Below are 22,074 nucleotides of genomic sequence, written 5' to 3' on the forward strand. Positions count from 1 at the left end.
GGGACAGCCAGGCGGCGGGGCCGTTCGACATCAGCATGGTGACCGCGTGGGGCGAGACGCGCCGGGGACCGCCGTCGGCCAGCAGCCGGCTCTGCTCGAGCGTCGTCGCGATCCCGCCGTTCGCGGTGCCGACGGCGACGGCGAGCCGGTCCGGGTCGACGTCGGGCGCACCCGCACCTGCCCAGGCCTCCTGCCCGGCGACGAGCACGAGCTGCTCGGCACGGTCCGTGCGCCGCAGCACCCGGGCGTCGAGGCCCTCCGCGAACGCGTCGTCGACCCGCGCCGCGATGCGGACGGGCAGGTCGGCGGCCCAGTCGTCCTCGATGCGCGCGACGCCGTTCCGGCCCGCCGTCAGGCCGCGCCACGTCTCGTCCGCCGTCCGCCCCAGAGGCGTGACCGCGCCCAGCCCGGTGACCACCGTCCGTCGCACGTGCATGCTCCTCGTCGCTCCGGTCAGCTCTCGCACGGCGCTGTGCGAGACCTGGTCGTGGGCACACTCTGCCGTGCTCGCCCGCGCGTCGCCCTGCGGCTCGCGCCACGGCGGGGTTCGATGGGGGCCATGGCTGTCCCGCGCGACGAGGCGCGGGGGCCGCGAGGACGGTCCGAGCGAGGATCTTGGAGGTCGCGATGAGCCAGACGATCGACGAGGCGGGCAGCGGCGACGCGAGCGGCGCAGCACCTGACCACGGACTCAAGCGGGTGATGGGGCGCAAGCTCCTGCTGCTCTTCATCGTCGGAGACATCCTCGGCACCGGCGTCTACGCGCTCACCGGACAGGTGGCGGGCGAGGTGGGCGGCGCGGCGTGGGCGCCGTTCCTCATCGCCTTCGTGGTGGCCACCATCACCGCGTTCTCGTACCTGGAGCTGGTGACCAAGTACCCGCAGGCCGCGGGCGCCGCGCTCTACACGCACAAGGCGTTCGGCATCCACTTCGTCACGTTCATCATCGCGTTCATGGTGATGTGCTCCGGCATCACGTCGGCGTCGACGGCGTCGAACGCGTTCGCCGGGTTCCTCAACGACGGCTTCGGCCTCGGGCTGGAGAAGGGCGGGTCCGGCATGCTGTGGATCGCGCTCGGCTTCATGACCCTGGTGGCGCTCGTGAACTTCCGCGGCGTGGGGGAGAGCGTCAAGGCCAACGTGGTGCTGACGCTCGTGGAGCTGTCCGGCCTGCTCCTGGTGATCTTCGTCGGTGTGTGGGGCATGACCCAGGGGCGCGCCGACTTCTCGCGCGTCGTCGTCTTCGAGAGCGCGGACGACAAGGGCGTCTTCCTGGCGGTGACGGCGGCGACGACGCTCGCGTTCTTCGCGATGGTCGGCTTCGAGGACTCGGTGAACATGGCCGAGGAGTGCCGGGACCCGGTGAAGGACTTCCCCCGCACGATGATCACCGGCCTGTCGATCACGGGCCTCATCTACGTGCTGGTCGCGATCACGGCCGTGGCGCTCGTCCCCGTGGGCGACCTCACCGACGAGACCAAGGCCTCCGCGCTCACGCAGGTGGTGGCCGCCGGCGCCCCCGGCCTGCCGTTCGACACGATCTTCCCGTTCATCGGGATGTTCGCGGTGGCGAACTCGGCGCTCATCAACATGCTCATGGCGTCGCGGCTGCTCTACGGGCTGGCGAACCAGGGCGTGCTGCCGCGCAGCTTCGGGCGCGTGCACCGCACCCGGAAGACGCCGTGGGTGTCGATCGTCGTGACGACGCTCATCGCCTTCGGCCTCATCACCTACGTGGTGCGTGCCAGCGCGAGCGACGCGGGCGCGGACGCGATCAGCCTGCTGGGCGGCACGACCTCGCTGCTGCTCCTCACCGTGTTCGCGGTGGTGAACGTGGCGCTGCTGGTGCTGCGCAAGCAGCCCGTGGAGCACCAGCACTTCCGCACCTGGACGCCGCTCGCGGTGCTGGGCGCGGTGACGTGCGCGTTCCTCGCCGGGCCGTGGGCGCGCAGCGCGGAGCAGCAGGAGCAGTACGTCATCGCGGGCGGCCTGCTGGCCGTCGGCCTCGTGCTGTCGTTCATCACCTGGCTGTACAACCGCGCCGTGCGGCACCAGCAGATCCACTTCGAGGACGTCGGGGACCTCGAGGAGGACAAGCCGCAGGCGGGCTTCCCCAAGCGGTGAACCGGTCCGCCGGCGTCAGATCGTCGCCCGGCCGTCGACGCCGTGCGCGCCCAACAGGTCGATCAGGACAGGCGTCCCGTCAGCGACGGTCCAGCGCTCTGCCACCAGCCCTGCGGCCCGGGCGCCCTCCACGTTCGCGAGCGTGTCGTCGACGAACAGGATCGTCGCGGGGTCCGCGTCGATCCGCCGGGCCGCCTCGGTGAAGAACGCCGGGTCAGGTTTGGCGACGCCGAGGTCGTACGAGTAGCAGCTGGTGCCGAACACGGCGTCGTATCCGAGGACGTCGCGCATGTGCGCGGCACGCCGGCCATCCTGGTTGGTCCTGAGGTGCACGCCGTACCCGTTCCGGCGCAAAGCGTCGACGACTTCGAACGACGCGGCCACAGGCTCGATCCGACACCAGATGTCGGCGAAGACCTGCTCCACCGGGGCGGAGACCCCGAACTCCGCGACCACCTCCGCCAGCAGCGGGATGAAGTCGCCGACGCCCGCGAGCGTCGGGCGCTCGACCGCCCACGCCCTGCGCACGAACTCGCGGGCTCGGTCGCCGACGACCGGCGCCGCAAGAGCCTCCCAGCCTCCCGGCACGACCTGCAGCACGTCGTCAGCGTCGAACAGGACGTGCCGGATCGGGGACACCGCCACGGCGCGCTTGGAGCCGGGGGTGGTGGGTGCCAGGACGACCCCGTCGGGCAGCGGTGTCGCTTCGCGCCGCACACGGGGTACGACGCCGACCTGGAACTCGTCCTGATACACCACGGTTCCCGGGTCGGTGCTGTGCACCACGTCGAACTCGACGCCGTGCGCGCGCAGGATGTCGCACAGCCGGTCCACCCGCTGTTGCATGTCTTCGGGGACCGGGGCGTGGAACCACGTCACCGCGCCGACCGTGTTGCCGTCGCCGTAGAAGTCCGGGTTCGGGAGGTGCTCGGTGAACCAGTCGTCGACGTCGAGGTAGTCCGCTTCCTCCCGCGCGGTCAGGAGGCCGGCGCGCCGCAAGTGGTCGACGGCGACGAAGATGCCCACCTCGACCCCGAGGCGGCCGCAGTAGGTCGCCTGGACGCGGACGAAGGTCTCCGAAGGGCGCACGTGCCGATCCTGGCAGAGCCGGCTGCGCCCTCGCCTCGGATTTCCACGCGAGCTGGGGCCGGCGTCAGTACGACATCGTCTCGTTCAGGGAGAGGGAAAGCAGGACGAACAGGGCGACGGACGCGACGACCGACCACACGATCCAGCGCGCGACGTCGATCTCACCAAGCCGCCAACGCCAGAACAGCGCGGCCACGTAGGCGATGCCGCCCAGGACGAACAGCGACCCGGCGAAGTCGTACGGGTGGCCGAGCTCGTCGCCCGTGTTGAGGTCTGCGGCGTAGCCGGCCGCCAGTGCCAGCGATGCGCCCGCCGATGCGACCAAGCCCGCGCCCAGCGTGACCGCGGCATGCCAGGCTGGGGCCGTCGTCCGAGGGCGGTCCATCTCCGTATCGTCCCAGATCAGCTGCGGTTGTGGTTGACCGAGTCCCTGAGGCTCCGCGTCGACAAGTTCTCGGACGGCGACCTGTGGACAACCGCGATCGCAGGTCAGGCAGCGGCGAACGCATCCTCGAACGCGGTGAGGACGGCGTCGTTGAACAGGACGAAGCGGACCTGGTCGACGGCCGCGGGATTGAGGTCGTCCCAGCGCCGGACGGCGTGCGCGGCGGCTTGGGCGACGTCGTCCGCGGCCCAGCCGTAGACGCCCGCGCTGACGGCGGGGAACGCGACGGTCCGGGCGCCCACGTCCGCCGCGACGTCGAGGGAGCGGGCGAAGCACGACATGAGCTGCGCGGGGTCCGTCTGCCCACGGTGCCGGTCGGGGCCGACGGTGTGGACGACCCACTGCGCGGGCAGGTCGAAGCCGAGGGTGGCGACGGCGTCGCCGACCGGCAGGCCGTCGGGCAGGGTGGTGGCGCGCAGCTCGCGGCAGGCGTCGAGCAGGCGCGGGCCGGCGGCGGCGTGGATGGCGCCGTCGACCCCGCCGCCGCCCAGCAGCGACGAGTTCGCGGCGTTCACGATCGCGTCGACGGCGACAGCGGTGATGTCGCCTCGTTCCACGGTGAGGTGCACGGTTCCTCCTCGGGGTCGGGAGCGGGGTCCGAGAACGCGGTCAGGCGGCGCGCAGCGCCTTCTCCTCGTCGGGCATGAGGATCCACAGCAGGAGGTACGCGAGAATCTGCGGTCCGGGGATGAGGACCGACGCCACGGTGAGGACGCGGACGAGGCCGCGGCCCCAGCCGAGGTAGTCGGCAATGCCGGCGCACACGCCACCGAGCACGCGGCCGTGCTTCGGGCGGAACATCTTGCGCCTCGGGGCGGGGACGGGCTGGACGTACGGGGTCGAGGTCGGTGTGGTCATGCTTCGACGGTACGAGCGGCCCCGCGCGCTCGGTATCGGGTTCTCCCCCCGTTCGACCCTGAGCGAGGACCCTGATCCCCGGACTCGGGGACGGCCTGGCTGCGGGGTTTCGCTACCGTGTGCGCACGACGAGAGGAGACGGCGATGGCGCTGTTCAGGAGAGGGGCCTCGAGGCGGGGCGAGCCTGCGCTGGTCGCCGTCGCGCGTCTCGCCCGGGAGGCACTGGCCACGCGGGGCGTCGAGACGGTGGTCGAGGGCGCCGACGATGTCGAGACGGCAGTGCTCAGGGCGGCGGACGGCTCCGTGCTCCCGCTGTACAACATCGTGCGGACTTGCGAGGACGAGCCGCGTCGGGCCTGGGCCGGCCTCGTGGGCGAGCACGTCGACCGTGTGATCGCCGGGCTGCGGGCGGCGGAACCGGAGGACCTCCCGGTGGACGAGCTCCTGACGCGGATCCGCACACGCCTCTTCTCCAGCGCCGACGTGGACTGTCCGAGACCTGGAGACCTGTCGTACGCACGGCCGTTCGCCGAGGGCCTGGTGACAGCGCTGTGCGTCGACTACCCGCATACCGTCACGACGATCAGCGCGGAGGATCTCGCGAAGCTTCCGGTCCCCGTGGAGGAGCTGTTCGCCCAGGGGCAGCGCAACACCGACGCCGAACCCGTCGACGAGAACGCCGCGCTGAGCGTCCGTGTGCGGATCCTCACGGGAGAGTCGCTCTTCGTCGCGGCGCGGGCCGGGAACTTCCGGGCACTGCTCCCGGAGGTCGGGCCCGCGGACCAAGGCCTCCTGTTCAGCGTTCCCGACCGGCACACGATCCTCTACACGGTGTTCGACGGCGTGGAGAGCATCGCGTCGGTCAACGCCTTGCTCCGTTTCACCGCCACCTTCGTGAACGACCCCGAGATGTTCCACCCGGGCGGTGTGCTGAGCGGCGACGTGTACTACTGGGCGCCGGACGGTCGCGTCGAGCGGGTCGGAGGTCTTGCCGACGACGGCCACGGGCTCGAGCTGCGGGTCACCGGTGCGTTCGCGGAGGTGTTCCCCGCCGAGACCCGGTGACGTGCCCTGCGCAAGCGGCCCCTCAAGGGCCGTCGTCGGCGGCGACGGCCGCCGCCACACGACGCTGGGACGCCCGCGCGAACTCCGGCCAGCGGTCCCAGTAGTACGGCAGCGCGATGACGCCCTGCACCAGCACCCACCCGCGCCCGCGCGCCCAGGCGCCGTCGTCCAGGTCACCGCCGGGGCCGGCGCCGGCGGCCTCGCGGAACACGTCGCGGTCGCGGCCGGAGAAGAGCCACCAGGCGGGCGGCAGGTCGGCCGCCGGGTCGCCGACGCCGAGGGCGCCCCAGTCGATGACGGCGGTGAGGCGGCGGCCTGACGCGAGCAGGTTGCCGGGCATGAGGTCGCCGTGCAACCACGTGCCCGGCACCGGGTCGGCCGCCGCCTCCAGCGCGGCGTCCCAGGCGCGCAGGACGGCGCCGCGGTCGACGCGGTCGCCGCACTCGTCGGTGGCGCGCCGGACGTCCGCGTCGAGGCGGGCGAGCGGCACGCCGCGGCCCGTGCCGTCCTTGACCGGGCCGTCCGACGGGTCGACGTCGCGCAACGCCGCGACGAACGCGCCGAGGTCCGTCGCGGCGGGCCCGAGGTCGAGGTTCGGCGCGGCGCCCGGGTCGAGCGGGTCCGCGATCGCGGCGCCCGGGACCCAGGGCACCACCGACCAGTGGAACGGGTAGTCGTCGTCCGGGTCGCCCACCGCCAGCGGTGCGGGCACCGTCAACGGCACGTGCGGCGCCAGGCGCGGCAGCCAGCGGGCGTCGGCCAGCGCGTGCTCCCCGGCCCAGGCGGTCTTCGGCATCCGCGCCACGAGCTCGTCGCCCAGGTGGAACAGCAGGTGGTCGGTGCCGAACTCCTGCACCGGCGTCACCGGCAGCCCCGCCCAGCGGGGGTGCTGCGCCGCGACCAGGCGGCGGACGTCGTCGGGAGTGACGGGGACCTCGTCGTCGTGCAGCGGCATGGCCCGACCGTAGGCGCGCCCCGTCCGGCACGGCCAGGTGATACTCGGGGAGTGCGTGCCACGACCGCCCTGCTCACGGCCCTGCTGGCGCTCGCGGCAGCCTCCTGCGCCGCCCCCGGCGAGGCGTCCCGGTCGCCCGAGCCCTCCCCGACGACGACGGCCCCCGCCCCGGTGCTGCTGCCGCCCACGACCGGCGTGCTCGACTACCAGCTCGGCGGCGCGTACGACGCCGTGGACACCGGGCCGGGCGCGACGGCGATCGACGTCGTCGTGCGTGACGCGACGGCCGACCCGCTGCCCGGCGCGTACAACCTCTGCTACGTCAACGGCTTCCAGACGCAGCCCGGAGAGGACGACCTCTGGGCCGGGCGCGACGACCTGCTGCTGCACGACGGGGGCGGTGCCCTCGTCGTCGACCCGGACTGGCCGGACGAGCACGTGCTCGACCCGTCGACCGCGGCGCAGCGCGCCGGGATCCTCGACGTGCTCGGACCCGTCGTCACCGGGTGCGCCGACGCCGGGTTCGACGGCGTGGAGATCGACAACCTCGACACCTGGACGCGGTTCGCCGCGATCGACGAGGCGGGCGCGCACGCCCTCGCCCGGGCCTACGTGGACCTCGCGCACCGGTCCGGGCTCGCCGTCGCGCAGAAGAACGCCGCCGAGATCACCCACGTCGCGCACGACGACCTCGGCTTCGACCTCGCCGTCACCGAGGAGTGCGCCGTGTGGTCGGAGTGCGCCGCGTACACCGACGTCTACGGCGACCACGTGCTGCAGGTGGAGTACCCGGACGCCCTCCGCGCGGCGGGGATGACCCTCGACGACGTGTGCGCCCTGGACGACCGCGCGCCGCTCACGGTCCTGCGCGACCGGGATCTGGTCGCCACAGGCGAGGACGGGTACGTGTACGACGCCTGCTGAGCCGCCCGGGCGTCAGCCGGCGGCGAGGTGCGCGATCAGCTTGCGTGTCACGCGCTCGAGGTCGGCGCGGTCTCTGGCGGTGAGCGCGGAGGTCGCCTCCTGCTGGCCGGCGGTGTGCTTCGTGACGGCCTCGTCCACGAGGCGGCGGCCTTCTGCGGTCAGCTCGACGTCGAGGCTGCGGCGGTCGTGCGCGCTCGGCACGCGGACGATCAGGCCGCGCTTCTCCAGCCGGTCGAGGCGTCCCGTCATCGTCCCGGTGGTCATGAGCAGGGCGCGCGCGAGGCTGGTGGGGGAGAGGCGGAACGGCTCGCCGGACCGCCGCAGGGCGAAGAGGACGTCGCCGTCCCCGCGGTTCACGCCGTAGTCCCCGGCGAGCCGGTCCGTCCGGGCGTTCACCAGCTCGGCGGCACGGGTCAGCCGCGCGAGCAGGGACATCGTGTCCCGGTCGATGTCGGGGCGCTGGTCGGCCCACTGCTGCACGAGGGCGTCGATGCGGTCGTTGTCGTCCACCTCGCCAGTTTACCTTGCGCACGAGTTACTTGTGCTCTACCTTCATCTCAAGTAACTCGCACACAAGCAACTTGAGGAGAAGCAATGTCTGCGACACTCACGCTCAACGGGTCCGAGTCCATCCGGGTGCTGGAGAGCACCCCCGACCGCTTCGAGGTCGAGGCCACCTACGCGCCGCGCGGGGAGCGCCCGCCGAAGCACGTGCACCCGCACCACGACGAGTCGTTCACGGTTCTGGTCGGCACCGTCCGCGTCGGGTTCGCGGACCACGAGCAGGACTACCCCGCCGGCGAGTCGTTCGTCGTCCCGCGCGGCACGGCGCACCACATGTGGAACCCGGGCGACGAGCCGGCCGTCCTGCGCTGGCTCAGCACCCCGGCCGGCCGCGTCGAGGCGTTCTTCACGGACATGGACCGCCTGCACCGCGAGGACCGGGCGAGCCTGGTCGGGCTGGCGGGCGTGCTGCACCGGTACCGCGACGTCATGCGGCCCACCTCGCCGGTTACCCGCGCCGCCGTCCGCGTGCTCGGCCCGCTCTCCCGCGGGGGCCGGGCCTGATGCGCCGGCACCTGGCCACAGGCCTCACCGTCCTGCTCGCCGTGGGCATCGGTTACGTCGGCGTCAGCTACCTCTTCTTCCCCGCGGCCACCGCGCCGTCGTTCGGCATGGCCGTCTGGCCCGAGGGCGACGCGGCGGCCTTCCTGGCCACCAAGGGGGCCCGGGACCTCGCGTCCGGGCTGGTCCCGCTCGCGCTCCTGCTCTCCGGGCAGCGGCGCGCGCTCGGCTGGGTGCTCAGCATCTGGGCCCTGGTCCCGGTCGCTGACGCCGCCCTCATCCTCTCGACCGGTGGCTCCACCCTCACCGCGCTGGCGGTCCACGGCCTGACGGCGCTCGCCCTCGTCGTCACCGGCGCGCTGCTGCTCACGGAGACGCCGGCCTCGCGCCGGGCGTCCGTCGACGACCGGCCGGCCGTCACCAGCCGCCAGGGCTGAGGATCTTGCGGATGCGCTTCTCGCTGACGGCGCCGTCGGTGCCGAGCTGCTGCGCGAAAAGCGAGACCCGCAGCTCCTCGATCAGCCAGCGCACGTCGGCGAGCTCCGCCGCCCGGTCCGGGTCGGCGGGGCCGGCGGCGTAGGCGGCGCGAGCCTTGTCGTAGGCCTCGGTGACGTCGTGCACGCGCCAGGCGAGCTCGGCGTCGCGCGCCGGGTTGGTCTGCGCCTTCTCCAGCCGGTACGACGCCGCGCGCAGGTAGCGCACCAGGTGCGGCACGCGCCGCGGCGGCGTCTGCGCGACGAAGCCGTCCTGGACCAGCCCGGCGACGTGGTCGCGGATGTCCTGGAGCGTGTTCAGCAGCGCGAGGGACGACGACGCGCGCACCTCGCCTTCGACGGTGCGCCACGCCGACAGCGCGGCGACGACGTGCCCGACGACCCGGTGCACCTCGTCCTCCAGGTGCCGGTGCACGAAGGTCCGCGCGGCGGCGTACGACGCGGCGTCCCGCACCTGCGCGGCGACCGGGCCACCGGTGGGCGTGCCGGGTGCCTTCTCCACGTCCGGGCTGGTCAGCGCGATGACGGCGGCGAGCTGGAGGTCGGCCACCAGGGCGTCGGTGTTCCGGTACGGAGCCGCCGCGAGCGTCAGGGACTGCCTCGACGTCCAGCGCGACGTCACGCGCCCCGTCTGCAGCGCCGTCTCCGCCAGCAGCAGCCGCCGCACCCCGCGCGCGTGCGCGGTGTCGCGGCCGGACGCGTCGGCGAGGACGCGCAGCGCGACGGACGGCTTGCGCCTCGCGTCCTCCTCCTCGACCAGCGCCGGGTAGCCCTTCACGACCACCCCGCCGCCCAGGTCGGTCGACACGGCGTCGGGCAGGCGCCCGTCGGGCAGACCCTCCGGCCACGTCACGAGACCCGTCTGCTCCGGCACGACAGAGCTCGTGCCGCCCGTGGCGGACGGCGACGGCGAGGCCGTGCGCGGTGCGGGACGTCCCGGCACGGGGGCCGCCGGGGCGGGCGATCCCGCGGTCCGCCGGGCCTCCTCGAGCGCGAGCCCGACGGCGCCCTTGACCGCCGCGCGCACGGCCGCCTCGGCCTGCGCGGCGAGTCGCTTCTGCAGGGACAGCAGGTCCTTGGACTCGTCGAGCGGCTCCGGGGCGGGACGGCGGCCCTTCCCCTTGCCGCGGCCCTTGCCCTTCGCCGCACTGTTCGCTGGCGCGGGCGCGGCGTCCTCGACCCGGAACGTCATGCGCAGGTGCGCGGGCAGCCGCTCGACGCGCTCGGCGTCCCACACGTCGTCCGGGATGACGATGTCGCGCAGGGCCCGCACGGCGCGGCTGAACGCGACGTGGAACGGCTCGGCCATGTCGCCGGCGCGCGTCATGTCGTGCCACGCCGGGGTGTGCTCGCGCAACCAGCCGGCGACGGCGCGGCCGACGTCGGGCGCGGGCACGAGCTGCACGCGCACCGCCTTCGGCAGGGACTTGATCGTGGCCACGCAGAGCTCGTCGAGCAGGCCGGGCACCATCCAGTCGAAGCCCTCGGGGGCCACCCGGTTGAGGATCGACAGCGGGACATGCACCGTGACGCCGTCGGCCGCCGACCCCGGCTGGAACTGGTACGTCAGCGGCAGCGTCACCTCGCCCTGCGTCCAGGTCTCGGGGAACTCGGACGTGTCGACGGCGTCGGCGTCGACGAGCTGGTCGAGCGTGAACGTCAGCAGGTCGGGCGTCTCGCGCTGCGCCGACCTCCACCACCGGTCGAAGTGGGCGGCGCTGACGACGTCGTCGGGCACGCGCTCGTCGTAGAACGCGAACAGGTCGTCCTCCGAGGCCACGAGCCCCCGCTGCCGGGAGCGCGCCTCGAGCTCCTCCGCCTCCGCGAGCAGGCGCCGGTTCTCGGCGAAGAACCGGTGATGCGTGGTCCACTGCCCCTCGACGAGGGCGTGCCGCACGAACATCTCGCGTGCGGCCTCCGGGTCCACCTTGGCGAAGAGCACGGGGCGGTCCGCGACGATCGGCACGCCGTACAGCAGCACCTTCTCCGTGGCCATGGCCGCGCCCTGCTTGGTGGACCAGTGCGGGTCGGAGTACGTGTGCTTGGCGAGCGGCCCGGCGAGCTCCTCGGCCCACTCGGGCTGGATGCGGGCGACGTCGCGCGCCCACAACCGGGACGTCTCGACGAGCTCGCCGGCCATGATCCACTCCGGCGGCTTCTTGCTCAGCGGGGAGCCGGGGAAGATCGCGAACCGGGCACCGCGGGCCCCGACGTACTCGTTGCGCGCGCGCTTGGCGGCCTGCCGCAGCGCGCGGGCACGGGCCTCGCCGCGCAGGTGCGCCACCGACGACGCCTTGATCTCGCCGGTGTCCTGCATGCCGATCTGCGACAGCAGCCCGGCGAGCAGCGACCGGTGGATGGTGTCGTCGTCCCAGACGTGCTTCAGGTCGGCGTCCGCCCCGGATCCGGGCACGCCCGAAGACGGGTCGGACGGCGTGTCGAGCGCGGGGCGGGTGGGGGTATAGCGCATGTCGATGCCGAGCGGCTTGGACATCTCGCGCAGCTGCGCGACGACGTCCTGCCACTCGCGGATGCGCAGGAAGTTGAGGTACTCGGCCTTGCACAGGCGCCGGAACGCGGACGACCCCAGCTCGTGCTGCTGGCCGCGCACGTACTCCCACAGGTTCAGGGCGGTGAGGAAGTCCGACCTCGCGTCCGTGAAGCGGGCGTGCAGCTGGTCGGCCTGCGCGCGGGACTCCGCCGGGCGCTCGCGCGGGTCCTGGATCGACAGCAGGGCCGCGATGATCGCGACCTCACGCGCGACGCCGCGCCGGGCGCCCTCGATGATCATGCGCGCCAGGCGCGGGTCCATCGGGAGCTGGGCGAGCGTGCGGCCCACCTCGGTGAGCCGCGTCGCGCCATCGCTCGTCTCGAGCGCGCCCAGCTCGGCGAGCAGCTGCACGCCGTCGCGCACGGCCCGCGTGTCCGGCGGCTCGACGAAGGGGAACCGCGCCACGTCGTCGGGCGTGGAGACGACGCCCACCGAGATCATCTGCAGCAGCACGGAGGCGAGCGACGTGCGCAGGATCTCCGGCTCCGTGAACTCCGGCCGGCCGAGGAAGTCGTCCTCGGAGTAGAGCCGGATCGCGACGCCGTCCGCCACACGCCCGGACCGCCCGGAGCGCTGGTTCGCGGACGCCTGGCTGATCGGCTCGATCGGCAGCCGCTGCACCTTCGTCGCCTTGGAGTAGCGCGAGATGCGCGCCGTGCCCGGGTCGACGACGTAGTGGATGCCCGGCACCGTCAGGGACGTCTCCGCGACGTTCGTCGACAGCACGATCCGCCGTCCCGGGTGCGACTGGAAGACGCGGTGCTGCTCCGCCGCCGACAGCCGCGAGTACAGGGGCAGGATCTCGACGTGGTCGGGGCGCTTCGCGTCGCGCACCCGGTCCTTGAGGTGCCCCTCGAGCGCGTCCTCGGCGTCGTGGATCTCCCGCTCGCCGGACAGGAACACGAGGATGTCGCCGGGCCCCTCGCGCATCAGCTCGTCGCAGGCCTCGACGATGCCCGTGACCAGGTCCTTCTCCTCGCCCTTCTTCTTGGCGGGGGCGTCCGGGTCCGTGTCGGGGGAGAGCGGGCGCCAGCGGATCTCGACCGGGTAGGTGCGGCCCGTGACCTCGACGACGGGCGCGGCGTCGGGCAGGACGTCGACCACGGCCTCGGGCGCGCCGCCGATCTCGGCGAGGTGCGACGGCGAGAAGTGCGCCGCGAACCGCTCGGAGTCGATCGTCGCGGACGTGATGACCAGCTTGAGGTCCGGCCGCCGCGGCAGCAGCCGCGACAGGTAGCCGAGCAGGAAGTCGATGTTGAGCGACCGCTCGTGCGCCTCGTCGATGACGATCGTGTCGTAGGCGAGCAGGTCCGGGTCCCGCTGGATCTGCGCCAGCAGGATGCCGTCGGTCATGACCTTCACGAGCGTGTCGGACGACGACGTGTCCGTGAACCGCACCTGGTAGCCGACGACGCCGCCCAGCTCGGTGCCGAGCTCCTCCGCGACCCGCTCGGCGACGCTCCGCGCCGCGATCCGCCGCGGCTGCGTGTGCCCGATCTGGCCCTTCCGGCCGCGGCCCAGCTCCAGCAGGATCTTCGGCAGCTGCGTCGTCTTGCCGGAGCCCGTCTCGCCCGCGACGACGACGACCTGGTGGTCGCGGATCGCGGCGGCGATGTCGTCCCGGCGCGCCGAGACCGGCAGCTGCTCGGGATAGACGATGGGCGGCACCTCGACGGCGGCGCGCAGCGCGGCGGCCTTCTCCAGCGCCTCCCGGCTCACCCGCCGCGGGCCCTGGCGGCGCCCGCCCTGCCCGTTCGCCGAGGCGTTCCCGCGCCCCTGGCCGCGGCCGCGGCCCCGTCGACGGGGACGACGCGCACCGCCGTCGTCCGACGACGACTGCGGTGCGGGGCTGGGCTCGGTGCTCACGACGTCCCATTCTCTCAAGGACCGCAAGGTGATTCGTGCCGGTCGTGGACGCTGGACGCACGGATCGTGATCGTGGGGTCGAGCATCAGGCGGTGCGTCGGGCGCCGGTCGCCTTCCGTGAGCCGGGCGACCATGTTCTCCACCGAGAGCCGCCCGACGTCGTACGTCGGGGGCCGGACCGCGGTGAGCGGTGGGTCGCCCAGCTCGGCGACCTCGTCGTCGTACGCGACTATCGCCAGGTCGTGCGGAATCCGGACACCCTGGTCGTGGCAGTACTGCACGAAGCTCAGTGCGAACGGGTCGGAGTGCACCAGCACGGCCGTGGTCCCGGTGCGCCGGATCTCCTCGAGGGTCGACGCCAGCCGCTCCGAGCGGCCCGGGCGGTCGAACCCGTCGCTGTCGCCCACGACCTGCTCCTCGGGGTCCACGCCGAGAGCGCGCAGCGCGTCGCGCCACCCGCGTCCGACGGCCCGGGAGGTCGTGGTCCCCGCGATCGACAGCAGCCCGATGCGGCGATGCCCCTGGGCGTGCAGGTGCCACACCGCGGTCGCCGCGCCGGACGCGTGGTCGGACACGACCCACTCCAGGCTCTTGAACGGACTGATCTCCGGCGGCCGCCGGTCGGCGAGCAGCACCGGCGTCCCCAGCCGGTCGAGCCAGCCCAGGAGCTCGCCGCCCCCGGGCCCCTCGAGCGTGGGGGTCACGACCAGCCCGTCGACGCCCGGTGTCTCGGCGAGGCGCCTGCACTGGTGCCGGTCCTCCTCGGGGTCGTAAGCGGTGGTGCGGATGACGAGCCGGGCGCCCGCGCGGGCGGCGGCCGCCCGCGCGCCAGCCACCACGCGGGGGAAGTAGTAGTCGAGCTGCGGCACGACCAGGCCGATCGTCAGCCGGGACCCGCGGCGGCCGGTCCCTTCCGGAGAGGGGACCGGGGCGACTCCCGCGGACGGCTCCGGCAGCGCGGCGCCGCCGTGCACCCGGACGAGCAGCCCCTTCGCGGCCAGCGCGTTCACGTCCCGACGGACCGTCATCGCGGAGACACCGAGCTGGGCCGCGAGCGCGCCGATCGCCACCGTCCCGTGCGTGCGCAGCTCTCGCATGACGTGCTCGCGCCGCGCGGTGCCGAACGCGGGTCCGGGCGTGGGTGGCAACGGGGCCTCCTCGGTCGGAGGGAGTGGTTGTTCGAGTGTGTTCATTTTCCACGGATGACGCCGATGACGGCCGGTCGTCGTCGGAGACTCGTGCATGTCTGCGCCGATGAAGCCTACGAACAGGAGTCGAGATGGTCGTGCGAACGCACACCCAGGAGTCCGTGACCGCCGAGCTCGACCGGAGTGCGCTCGACTTCACGCCCTGGCGGTTCTGGGCCGATGCGGACGACGGGCAGCGCGACCACCAGCGGGCCCTGCAGGCGGCGCTGGAGCAGCAGCGGGGGTACGTGCTCGGCGAAGGGTGCTTCGTGTCGGAGCGGGCCTCGGTCACCAACGAGGTGCTCGAGCTGGGCGACCGCACGTACGTGGCCGCCGGCGCCTACGTCAGCGGCGCCCTGCGCGCGGGCCGCGACTGCAGCCTCAACCCCTACACGGTGGTGCGCGGCGACGTGCGCCTCGGCGACGCCGTCCGGATCGGCTCGCACACGTCCGTGCTCGGCTTCAACCACTCGATGGAGCCCGACACCGAGGTGCACCGCCAGCCTCTGCGCTCCGCCGGGATCACGATCGGCGACGACGTGTGGGTCGGCTCTCATGTCGTCGTGCTCGACGGCGTGAGCGTGGGGGACAAGGCGGTGCTGGCGGCGGGCGCGGTCGTCACCAAGGACGTGCCTGCGGGCGCCGTCGTGGGGGGCAACCCGGCACGGCTGATCCGCTGGCGGGTGCCTCCGGCGTCCGCCGCCCGCGAGGAGGGCGGGCTGGCGCAGGCGGTGCGGGACTTCGGCGACAGGGCGCGGGAGCAGGCGCGGGTGCTGCTGGACCGCTGCTGGGAGCCCGCGGTCGGCCTCTTCGTCGACTCGCCCGGGGCGCCGCCCACCGTCCGGGCTCAGTGCGACGCGGTGGAGGTCGCCGACCTGCTGCTCGGCGGACCCCCGCCGCAGCTGCCGGCCGAGGAGCAGGTCGCGCGGCTCCGGTCCTGGCAGGACGCGGCGACGGGGATGGTGGGGGAGCTGGGCACCGACCTTCGGCCAGCGACCCCGCTGCCGGGCCTGTTCGACCCCTCAGCCGGTTACCACGTGCTCTCCGTCGGCTACGCGCTGGACCTCCTGGGCAGCGAGTTCGCGCACCCCGTCGCCGTCGTGGCGGGCGCGTCCGCGGGCGACGTGGTCGACGGCCTGGAGCGGCAGGACTGGGGGACAGGCGCGTGGTCGGCGGGGCACTGGGTGGACATCCTCGGTACCGCGATGCACTGGAACGGCCGCGCGGGCACCCCCGAGGTCCCGGGGGCGCAGGAGGCCCTTCTCGGGTGGCTGCTGACCCGGGTGGACCCACGCACGGGGATGTGGGGCACGCCGGGCGGCGCGGACGGGCTGCTCCAGGTCGTCAACGGCTACTACCGGGCGTCACGGGGCACGTTCGCGCAGCTCGGGCTGCCTGTGCCGTACCCGGAGCGCGTCACGGACACGGTGCTGGAGCACGCTCGCGACCCCCGGTTCTTCCGGCCGGAGCGGCAGAACGCGTGCAACGTGCTCGACGTCGCGCACCCGCTGTGGCTCACCCGGGGCGCCGGCCATCGCGGCGACGAGGTCGCCGAGCTGGCGCGTGGGCTCCTCGGGCAGGCGCTGCGCCGCTGGACGACGGGCGAAGGGTTCGGCTTCCGGGCCGCCCACCCGACCACCGTCGGCAGTGCCGCGACGACGCCCGGCCTGCAGGGCACCGAGATGTGGTTGGCGATCGTGTGGCTGCTCGCCGACCTGGCAGGGCTCGCGGGCGAGCTCGGCTACCGGCCCCGCGGGGTGCACCGCCCTGAACCGAGCGGTCTCCCGGGGCGTCCGTGACGGACGGCGTCAGCGTCGCGGAGGGGCGGTGGTCGCGCGCGTGCGCAGCTGTGGGCTGAGGACGACCCGCTCGGCCGGGCGGTTCGGGTCGGCGAGTCGCTCGGCGACGACCCGGACGGCCGCGCGGCCGACGGTACGGCGAGGGGGGCGCACGGCGGTGATGGGCTGGGGGGCGATGGCCGCGACCTCGTCGTCGTAGGCGATCACGGACAGGTCGTCGGGGACGGAGATCCCCCGCTCGTCGCACCGCTCCAGCAGGGCGATCGACTCGGGGTCGGCGTGCACGAGCACGGCGGTCGACCGTGCCTCGAGGAGGGCGTCGAGGGCGCGGTCGATCGACTCCCGGCTCCCCGGTTCGTTGTACGTGACGAGGTCGAGGTCCGGCCCCGCCGGCAGGGCGAGATCGCGCACGCCCGCCTGCCAACCCTCCCGGAGCGCGAGCGTCGTCGGGCTCGTGCGCGAGGCCAGGGCGATACGCCGGTGCCCGAGGCTCGCCAGGTGCTCGACGGCGAGTCCGGCGCCGAGCGCGTGATCCGTGATGACCGACTCCAGGAGGGCGTGCTGCGTCGGACGGCGCGGGGTGCGTTCGAGCAGGACCACCGGGGTGCGGAGCCCCGCCAGCCAGGTGGAGAGCTCGCCCCCGTCCGGCTGGTCGATCGCCGGGGCCGTGAGCACGGCGTCCACGCCGATGTCCTCGACGAGCCGCTGGATCTGGCGCCGGTCCTCGTCGAGCCGGTAGCTGGAGACGCCCAGCACGAGGCGGATGCCGCGCTCCTCGGCAGCGGCACGCGCACCGCTGAGGACTCCGGGGTAGTAGTAGTCCATGGAGGGCACGACGATGCCGATCGTCGTGCCCTCCAGGCCGTGCCGTGCCGGCGCGGGAGCCGGTGCCGGGCGGGCGTCGGCGGCGAGCGACACGCCCCCGTGCACCCGCTGCACGAGGCCCTGGTCGGCGAGCTGGGAGACGTCGCGGCGCACGGTCACCGGCGTGACCCCGAGGCGGTCGGCGAGGGTGCTGAGCCGGGCGGAGCCCTCCCGGGCGAGGATCCCGAGGATCTGCTCGCGGCGCTCGCTGGCGAGGGCGGGTGCGGTCACGGTGCTTTCCTCCGGGTCGAGCGGGAGCCAGCCACGGCCAGCGTCTGATCGATTCTGATCGTACAGGAGCGAGACCATCTCTTGACAGGATCGAAACGCTCCGGTTCACTCGTCGATCGTGATCGCATGAGCGAATCACCGAGGCGATGCGATCGAAGTCGATCGGATTCTGACAAGCCGGGACGGGGTCGTCGCGGTCGAGGAGGTAGGCGTGGTCTCCCGCGAGCACGAGGTCGTGGTCCTCATGAGCCGGCGCACCTTCGGGCTGCAGTTCCACGCCCCCCAGGTGGAGCGCCTCCGCTCCCTCGCCCGCGTCGGCGACCCGATCCTGCTCGAGCACCTCGACAGCGCCGACGCACGGCAGCGCCTGGCGACCGCCGACGTCCTCCTCACCTCGTGGGGAGCTCCCGCACTGACCCATGAGCACCTGGACGCGGCACCCCGGCTGCGCGCCGTGCTCCACGCCGCGGGCAGCGTGCGCGACCTGATCCCTCCGCAGGCGTGGGACCGGGGCATCCGGGTGACCACGGCCGCCGAGGAGAACGCGCGGCCCGTGGCCGAGTTCGCCCTCGCGGCCATCATCATGGCGGGCAAGGGCGTGCCCGCGGTGGCCGCGCGCGGTGGGACCGCCCCGCACGGCTGGCGGCTTCACGACGACCTGTCCAACCGGGGCCGGACGATCGGGATCGTCGGCTTCTCACGCATCGGCCGGCGGGTGGCACGCCTCGTCCAGGAGGTGCTCGAGCCCGGGGCGGTGCTGGTCAGCGACCCGACCGTGAGCGCCCAGGAGGTGGCGGACGCCGGAGCCCGGCTGGTCGAGCTGCCCGAGCTCCTCGCGCGCGCCGACATGGTCAGCCTGCACGCCCCCGCCCTGCCGTCCACCCACCACATGATCGGCGCCGCGCAGCTCGCGCTCATGCGGGACGGCGCCACCCTGGTCAACACCGCCAGGGGCTCGCTCGTGGACACCACGGCCCTGGAGCGCGAGTGCGCCACGGGACGCCTCCAGGCGCTGCTCGACGTCACGGACCCGGAACCGCTGCCGCCGGGCTCGCCCCTCACCTCCTTGCCGAACGTCCTGATCACCCCCCACGTCGCCGGCTCGCTCGGCTCGGAGGTGCGGCGCATGAGCGATGCCGCGCTCGGCGAGCTCGAACGCTTCGTGCGCGGCGAGCCCGCACTCTCCCCCTTCCGTCGTGAGCACCTGGAGGTCAGCGCATGAGCACCGTGAGCACCGGGCTGACGGCGCGGGTCGAGACCCGCGCCGACCTCGCCGCCCTCGCCGACCGGATGCTGCGGGCAGCCCGCAACCACGGCTCGCCCGGCCACGCCCGGATCACCCTGCCCGGAGAGCCTGGCGGGTACGGCACGGACGTCGACGGCCTCGAGGGCTTCGCCCGCACGCTCCTCGTGGCGGGTTTCCGGCTCGCGGGCGCCCGCGGCGAGGACCCCGACGGTCTGGCTGAGTGGTACGCGGCCGGCTTCGACGCCGGGACGGACCCGGCGTCCCCCGAGCGCTGGGTCCGCCCAGCGGAGCACGGCCAGGCCAAGGTCGAGGCCGCGTCCCTGGCGCTCGTCCTGGACCTCACGCGCGAGCAGATCTGGGAGCGGCTGAGCGGCAGCGTGCAGGAACGCGTCGTCGACTACCTGTCCGAGGTCGTCGGCGACCAGACCTACCCGGCGAACAACTGGCTCTGGTTCCGGATCACGGTCGAGACGTTCCTGCGCTCCGTCGGCGGCCCGTGGTCCCTCGAGGACGTCGAGTCCGACCTGGCCCGTCACGACTCCTACTACCGCGGCGACGGCTGGTACGCCGACGGGGCGAGCCGCGCCTTCGACCACTACTCCGGCTGGGCCATGCAGCTCTATCCCGTGCTGTGGGCGAGGATGCGCGGCGCCGAGGACCTCGCCGCGCCGCGCCGAGCGACCGACGTCGAACGCCTCGACCGGTACGTCCAGGACGCCGTCCGTCTCGTCGGCGGTGACGGCGCGCCGCTGATCGAGGGCCGCAGCCTGATCTACCGGTTCGCGTCCGCGGCACCGCTCTGGGCCGCTGCGATCGCGCGAGTCCCCTCGACGTCGCCCGGCCTGCTCCGCCGTGCAGCGCTGCGCACGGTCGACCACTTCGTCTCGCGCGGCACCCCGGACGCCGAGGGCCTGCTCCCGATCGGCTGGCACCGGCCGTGGCGTCCGCTGGCGCAGTCCTACTCGGGCACCGGCTCGCCGTACTGGGCCGCGAAGGGCCTCCTTGGCCTGGTGCTGGACGCGGACGACCCGGTGTGGACCGCGCCCGACGCGTCGCTGCCCGTCGAGGAGGGCGACACGCTCACGGCGGTCGCGCCGGCCGGCTGGATCGTCTCCGGCACAGCCGGCGACGGCCTCGTGCGCGTCGTGAATCACGGCACGGACCACGGCGTCGAGGGGGAACCAGGGTCGGACTCACCGCTGTACGCCCGGTTCGGATACTCGACCGCCACGTTCCCGATGCTCGACCGGGAGTCGTGGTCCGCGCCGTGGGACCAGGCCGTCGTCCTGCTCGCTGACGACGGGCGGGCGACCCATCGGACCGGGATGCACGCCACGACCCCGCGGATCGACGGGTCCGGCCAGGACGCCGTCGGGGTGGTCGCCTCCCACGGCACCGTGCACCGGGTGGACGAGGACGAGAGCCTCGGCCTCGGCAAGGGTCACGCCCTCGGCGTCCCGGGCACGCCGCGGCCCGCGGGCCGCGTCCGGGTCGTCTCCCTGGTCCGCGGCGCGTGGGAGGTCCGCCTCGTGCGGGTGGAGGAGATCTCGCCGGGGGACACCGCCCCGAAGCTGCGGGTCGGCGGGTGGCCCGTGTCCGGCGACGACGCCGGGCAGGGGGACGCCGCTCCCGACCTGCTGCCCGGCGCCGTCGCCGCCACCGCCGCCGGGGTGACGTCCACGCTCGCCCCCGTCCTCGGAGCCTGGGAGCTCGGCGTCGAGACCCGGCAGGACGCGTCCCCGCTCGGACCCACCGCCGTCCCGTGGTCGGTGCAGCACGCCGAGCCCGGGGCGTGGGCCGGGGTCCTGCTCGGGCTGTCCTCCGCTCCCCTCGCGGGAGGGCGGGCCCGGGTGGACCTCGACGGCACCGTCGTCACCGTCACCTGGCCGGACGGCCGCTCCACCGGGCACGACCTGGCCCCCGAGATGTCGTCAGACGGTCATGAGCGCCGGCGCCCGTGACCGCACCACCGATCGAATTCGAAGGAGAATCGACATGAAGCGTCCCCTCACCGCGACCGCAGGGATCCTTGCCGCGGTCCTGGCACTCTCCGCGTGCGGCAGCGGCTCCGACGCCGCTACCGACGCGGACGGTGTCGTCGACCTCACCCTCGGGACCTGGGCCCTGAGCAACGCGCCCGAGTTCCAGCTGCTCGTGGACGAGTTCAACTCGTCGCACGACGACGTGAAGGTCTCGGTCCAGGAGTACGACACCGACAACTACGAGACGCAGATGACGGCGGACCTGTCGGCCGGGGCGGCGCCCGACCTTTACGCCCAGAAGACGGTGTCGGCCTTCGTCACCTACCAGGCGGGCGGGCAGCTCGTGGACGTCTCCGACGTGGCGGACGGTCTCGACGAGCACACCACCGGGCTCGGCTCGTGGCAGGTCGACGGCAAGACGTGGGCCATCCCGTTCCGGCAGGACTCGTGGTTCCTCTTCTACAACAAGGACCTGTTCGACGCCGCGGGCGTCGAGCAGCCCGACGGCACCTGGACCTGGGACGACTACGCCGACGCGGCACAGAAGCTGAGCGATGCCGGTGACGCGGAGGGGGCCTACCAGCACGTCTGGCAGTCCGCCCTCCAGGGGTTCGCCAACACCCAGACGCCGGGCGCCGACCTGCTCTCGGGCGACTACGACTACCTGAAGCCGTACTACGAGCGGGCCCTGGCGATGCAGGACGCGGGCGCGCAGGTCGACTACGGCACCGCGACCACGAACAGCCTCACCTACCAGGCCCAGTTCGGGAAGCAGAAGGCAGCCATGATGCCGATGGGCAGCTGGTACGTCGCGATGCTGCTCGCGCAGCAGGCCAGCGGCGAGGCGGACGACTTCTCGTGGGGGCTCGCGCCCGTGCCGCAGTACGACGAGAGCACGCTCGACGACCCCGTGACGTTCGGTGACCCCACCTCCGTAGGGATCAACGCCGCCATCGACGACGGCAAGGTGGACGCCGCCAAGGAGTTCCTCACGTTCATCGCCGGCGAGGACGCCGCCGTCGCCCTCGCCGCGACCGGCATCACGCCCGCCTACCAGTCGGACGCCGTCACCGACGCGTACTTCAGCGCGAAGGGAGCGCCCCAGGACAAGCTCTCCCGCCAGACCTTCCAGGTGCACGACACCCGGCCGGAGAACCCCGTGGACCCGAAGATCGCGGCGGTGCAGACCATCCTCGGCGACCTCCACTCGGCCGTGATGTCCGAGAGCACCTCCGTCGACGACGCCATCGCCGAGGCCGAGAAGCGCGCGGCCGACGAGGCCGGCATCACCGGCTGACCGGCTGCCGCCCGGGCCGGCCCGTCCGGCCC

General features: G+C 73.6%; 19 protein-coding genes. 9 read left to right on the forward strand and 10 right to left on the reverse strand.

The window, feature by feature from the left end:
* A partial coding sequence (locus ACFT55_RS09265) for a beta-ketoacyl synthase N-terminal-like domain-containing protein (protein WP_380243528.1) occupies nt 1–430 on the reverse strand: 430 nt, incomplete at its 3' end.
* Nucleotides 431–627: 197 nt separating this feature from the next.
* Here ACFT55_RS09265 and ACFT55_RS09270 point away from each other — a divergent pair.
* Entirely contained in the window at nt 628–2,124 is a 1,497-nt protein-coding gene (locus ACFT55_RS09270) for an APC family permease (protein ID WP_380243529.1), read from the forward strand.
* Between the two features lie 15 nt (nt 2,125–2,139).
* On the opposite strand, the gene ACFT55_RS09275 is transcribed toward ACFT55_RS09270, so the two are convergent.
* The 4 genes from ACFT55_RS09275 to ACFT55_RS09290 form a co-directional block, all read right to left on the reverse strand.
* Nucleotides 2,140–3,213: an HAD family hydrolase gene (locus tag ACFT55_RS09275; protein ID WP_380243530.1), complete on the reverse strand. Its 1,074-nt coding sequence runs from the start codon at nt 3,211–3,213 to the stop codon at nt 2,140–2,142.
* A gap of 64 nt (nt 3,214–3,277) precedes the next feature.
* Nucleotides 3,278–3,598 carry a hypothetical protein gene (locus tag ACFT55_RS09280; RefSeq protein ID WP_380243531.1) on the reverse strand — a complete coding sequence of 107 codons (321 nt, stop codon included), beginning with the start codon at nt 3,596–3,598 and terminating at the stop codon, nt 3,278–3,280.
* A gap of 104 nt (nt 3,599–3,702) precedes the next feature.
* On the reverse strand, nt 3,703–4,227 hold the full coding sequence (locus ACFT55_RS09285; RefSeq protein WP_380243532.1) for an O-acetyl-ADP-ribose deacetylase: 525 nt from the start codon (nt 4,225–4,227) through the stop codon (nt 3,703–3,705).
* 40 nt (nt 4,228–4,267) lie between these two features.
* The gene (locus tag ACFT55_RS09290; protein WP_380243533.1) at nt 4,268–4,516 is read right to left on the reverse strand and encodes a PspC domain-containing protein; all 249 of its coding nucleotides are present in this window, start codon (nt 4,514–4,516) and stop codon (nt 4,268–4,270) included.
* A gap of 144 nt (nt 4,517–4,660) precedes the next feature.
* Between ACFT55_RS09290 and ACFT55_RS09295 the strand changes: the two genes are divergently transcribed.
* Nucleotides 4,661–5,581, forward strand: coding sequence for a hypothetical protein (locus tag ACFT55_RS09295; protein ID WP_380243534.1), 921 nt, complete (start codon nt 4,661–4,663; stop codon nt 5,579–5,581).
* Between the two features lie 22 nt (nt 5,582–5,603).
* Here ACFT55_RS09295 and ACFT55_RS09300 read toward each other — a convergent pair whose 3' ends face one another.
* Nucleotides 5,604–6,536: an aminoglycoside phosphotransferase family protein gene (locus ACFT55_RS09300; protein ID WP_380243535.1), complete on the reverse strand. Its 933-nt coding sequence runs from the start codon at nt 6,534–6,536 to the stop codon at nt 5,604–5,606.
* 51 nt (nt 6,537–6,587) lie between these two features.
* Between ACFT55_RS09300 and ACFT55_RS09305 the strand changes: the two genes are divergently transcribed.
* A complete protein-coding gene (locus ACFT55_RS09305) occupies nt 6,588–7,460 on the forward strand; it encodes an endo alpha-1,4 polygalactosaminidase (RefSeq protein WP_380243536.1) in 873 nt (290 codons plus the stop codon).
* A 12-nt stretch (nt 7,461–7,472) separates the two neighbouring features.
* On the opposite strand, the gene ACFT55_RS09310 is transcribed toward ACFT55_RS09305, so the two are convergent.
* On the reverse strand, nt 7,473–7,970 hold the full coding sequence (locus ACFT55_RS09310; protein WP_380243537.1) for a MarR family winged helix-turn-helix transcriptional regulator: 498 nt from the start codon (nt 7,968–7,970) through the stop codon (nt 7,473–7,475).
* Between the two features lie 84 nt (nt 7,971–8,054).
* On the opposite strand from ACFT55_RS09310, the gene ACFT55_RS09315 reads away from it, so the two are divergent.
* Both ACFT55_RS09315 and ACFT55_RS09320 read left to right on the forward strand, forming a co-directional pair.
* Entirely contained in the window at nt 8,055–8,528 is a 474-nt protein-coding gene (locus ACFT55_RS09315; RefSeq protein WP_380243538.1) for a cupin domain-containing protein, read from the forward strand.
* Nucleotides 8,528–8,962 carry a DUF4267 domain-containing protein gene (locus tag ACFT55_RS09320; protein WP_380243539.1) on the forward strand — a complete coding sequence of 145 codons (435 nt, stop codon included), beginning with the start codon at nt 8,528–8,530 and terminating at the stop codon, nt 8,960–8,962. Before ACFT55_RS09315 ends, ACFT55_RS09320 begins: the two co-directional genes overlap by 1 nt.
* On the opposite strand, the gene hrpA is transcribed toward ACFT55_RS09320, so the two are convergent.
* Entirely contained in the window at nt 8,943–13,436 is a 4,494-nt protein-coding gene (hrpA, locus tag ACFT55_RS09325) for an ATP-dependent RNA helicase HrpA (protein WP_380243540.1), read from the reverse strand. The genes ACFT55_RS09320 and hrpA overlap by 20 nt on opposite strands.
* Before the next feature lie 14 nt (nt 13,437–13,450).
* Complete coding sequence (locus tag ACFT55_RS09330) at nt 13,451–14,584, reverse strand: substrate-binding domain-containing protein (RefSeq protein ID WP_380243541.1); 1,134 nt, start codon at nt 14,582–14,584, stop codon at nt 13,451–13,453.
* A gap of 131 nt (nt 14,585–14,715) precedes the next feature.
* Here ACFT55_RS09330 and ACFT55_RS09335 point away from each other — a divergent pair, with 131 nt between their 5' ends.
* The gene (locus tag ACFT55_RS09335; RefSeq protein WP_380243542.1) at nt 14,716–16,422 is read left to right on the forward strand and encodes an acyltransferase; all 1,707 of its coding nucleotides are present in this window, start codon (nt 14,716–14,718) and stop codon (nt 16,420–16,422) included.
* A 9-nt stretch (nt 16,423–16,431) separates the two neighbouring features.
* Here the strand turns inward: ACFT55_RS09335 and ACFT55_RS09340 are convergent, their stop codons facing one another.
* Complete coding sequence (locus ACFT55_RS09340; RefSeq protein WP_380243543.1) at nt 16,432–17,517, reverse strand: substrate-binding domain-containing protein; 1,086 nt, start codon at nt 17,515–17,517, stop codon at nt 16,432–16,434.
* Between the two features lie 211 nt (nt 17,518–17,728).
* Here ACFT55_RS09340 and ACFT55_RS09345 point away from each other — a divergent pair, with 211 nt between their 5' ends.
* The 3 genes from ACFT55_RS09345 to ACFT55_RS09355 are packed head-to-tail and all read left to right on the forward strand — an operon-like array spanning nt 17,729 to nt 22,042.
* Complete coding sequence (locus ACFT55_RS09345) at nt 17,729–18,739, forward strand: hydroxyacid dehydrogenase (RefSeq protein WP_380243544.1); 1,011 nt, start codon at nt 17,729–17,731, stop codon at nt 18,737–18,739.
* Nucleotides 18,736–20,724, forward strand: a complete 1,989-nt coding sequence (locus ACFT55_RS09350; RefSeq protein ID WP_380243545.1) for a DUF2264 domain-containing protein — start codon at nt 18,736–18,738, stop codon at nt 20,722–20,724. Before ACFT55_RS09345 ends, ACFT55_RS09350 begins: the two co-directional genes overlap by 4 nt.
* Nucleotides 20,725–20,758: 34 nt before the next feature.
* A complete protein-coding gene (locus ACFT55_RS09355) occupies nt 20,759–22,042 on the forward strand; it encodes an ABC transporter substrate-binding protein (RefSeq protein WP_380243546.1) in 1,284 nt (427 codons plus the stop codon).
* The last annotated feature ends 32 nt before the right edge of the window (nt 22,043–22,074 follow it).

This window comes from Isoptericola sp. NPDC057191 (assembly GCF_042670225.1).
Lineage (GTDB): Bacteria > Actinomycetota > Actinomycetes > Actinomycetales > Cellulomonadaceae > Isoptericola.

What these genes read in the sequence shown, in the direction of transcription:
- ACFT55_RS09270 (WP_380243529.1), top strand. Translation starts at nt 628, where the DNA reads ATGAGCCAGACGATCGACGAGGCGGGCAGCGGCGACGCGAGCGGCGCA.
- ACFT55_RS09280 (WP_380243531.1), bottom strand. Translation starts at nt 3,598, where the DNA reads ATGGACCGCCCTCGGACGACGGCCCCAGCCTGGCATGCCGCGGTCACG.
- ACFT55_RS09290 (WP_380243533.1), bottom strand. Translation starts at nt 4,516, where the DNA reads ATGACCACACCGACCTCGACCCCGTACGTCCAGCCCGTCCCCGCCCCG.
- ACFT55_RS09295 (WP_380243534.1), top strand. Translation starts at nt 4,661, where the DNA reads ATGGCGCTGTTCAGGAGAGGGGCCTCGAGGCGGGGCGAGCCTGCGCTG.
- ACFT55_RS09300 (WP_380243535.1), bottom strand. Translation starts at nt 6,536, where the DNA reads ATGCCGCTGCACGACGACGAGGTCCCCGTCACTCCCGACGACGTCCGC.
- ACFT55_RS09315 (WP_380243538.1), top strand. Translation starts at nt 8,055, where the DNA reads ATGTCTGCGACACTCACGCTCAACGGGTCCGAGTCCATCCGGGTGCTG.
- ACFT55_RS09320 (WP_380243539.1), top strand. Translation starts at nt 8,528, where the DNA reads ATGCGCCGGCACCTGGCCACAGGCCTCACCGTCCTGCTCGCCGTGGGC.
- ACFT55_RS09335 (WP_380243542.1), top strand. Translation starts at nt 14,716, where the DNA reads ATGGTCGTGCGAACGCACACCCAGGAGTCCGTGACCGCCGAGCTCGAC.
- ACFT55_RS09350 (WP_380243545.1), top strand. Translation starts at nt 18,736, where the DNA reads ATGAGCACCGTGAGCACCGGGCTGACGGCGCGGGTCGAGACCCGCGCC.
- ACFT55_RS09355 (WP_380243546.1), top strand. Translation starts at nt 20,759, where the DNA reads ATGAAGCGTCCCCTCACCGCGACCGCAGGGATCCTTGCCGCGGTCCTG.